A 1271-nucleotide genomic window follows, 5' to 3' on the forward strand; every position below is an offset into this window, starting at 1 on the left:
TGTAATGGTCAACTAAAACAGGACACTTTCTTAAGCAGTCTTCTTGTAAAATTCCCGCTCAAATTCCAGCGGGGATTGGTAGCTTAATTTTGAGTGCGCACGTTTCCCATTATAAAAAGCTAAATAATCAATAATACTCAGCTTTGCCGCCTCTTTTGTTCTGAATTTCTCGTAGTTAAGTTGCTCGTATTTTAAGCTTCGAAAAAATCGCTCTGTTGGCGCATTATCCCAACAGTTGCCTTTACGGCTCATACTTTGCCGCATCTTCATTATCCCCAAGTGTTCTCGGTATTCATGGCTTGCGTATTGGCTGCCCCGATCAGAATGCTGTTGTAGGCCAGGCTCTGGCTTTCGCCTCCAGAAGGCCATCTGCAAGGCATTCACACACAGCGAAGTCCGCATGTGATCATCAATCGACCAGCCCACTACTTGCCTGGAAAACAAATCGATAACAATAGCGACATAGAGCCAGCCTTCCAGCGTCCAGACGTAGGTAATATCAGTTGTCCAGACTTTGTTGGGCGCGGCAACATCAAATTGCCTATCCAATAGGTTCGGAGAAATCGCATCATTATGATCGCTGTCTGTGGTGACTTTGAATCGTTTTGGATAGCGCGGTTTCAATCCCAATTTCTTCATCAATTGTTTCGCTTTATAACGCCCGACCTGAATATCTTCTTTTATGAAGGCTTCGGATAAACGACGGGAACCATAAACTTGCTTATGCTCATCAAATAGCTGAATCGCTTTAGCTTCCAGCTGTTTTTGCAGCACTTTTTTATCAGTATCTTCAGGCGCTTTGCTCCACGCATAAAAGGCGCTGGTACTGACCAGCATGATTTTGCACAGCACGGTAACAGGAAATGTCTTCTGTTGCTCTCGAATAAATCCGTATTTTATTCGAGTTCTTGCGCAAAGAAGACTGCGGCCTTTTTTAATATTTCACGCTCCATTCGCAATTGCTCAACTTCTTTACGTAAGCGGGTTAATTCATCTTGATCGGTCAAATTCAAAACCTTTTTCTTGGCTGAAGATGCCGCTGCTGGACTTTGTTCGGCTCGCGCCCATCGACCAATAGCACTAAGGGATACACCTAAGTTATCGGCTGCTTGCTGGTGCGTATAGCCTTTATCATTAACTAACTTTGCCGCATCTTGTTTAAATTCAAGCGTGTATTTCGGACGTTTGTGTTTATTTTGATTACTCATATTCACCTCTGATGACATTATAAATCTGTCTTTAGAAGTGTCCTGTTTAATTAGACCATTTCA

General features: G+C 43.0%; 2 protein-coding genes. Both read right to left on the reverse strand.

Annotated features, from left to right (window positions below):
• Positions 1-30: 30 nt before the first annotated feature.
• Positions 31-939 (reverse strand): IS3 family transposase, encoded by a 909-nt coding sequence (locus tag B0F88_RS19110; protein WP_146083376.1) that lies wholly within the window; start codon positions 937-939, stop codon positions 31-33.
• Entirely contained in the window at positions 897-1208 is a 312-nt protein-coding gene (locus B0F88_RS19115; RefSeq protein ID WP_181049964.1) for a transposase, read from the reverse strand. Before B0F88_RS19115 ends, B0F88_RS19110 begins: the two co-directional genes overlap by 43 nt.
• Positions 1209-1271 lie beyond the last annotated feature (63 nt).

The organism is Methylobacter tundripaludum, assembly GCF_002934365.1.
GTDB classification, from domain to species: domain Bacteria; phylum Pseudomonadota; class Gammaproteobacteria; order Methylococcales; family Methylomonadaceae; genus Methylobacter_A; species Methylobacter_A tundripaludum_A.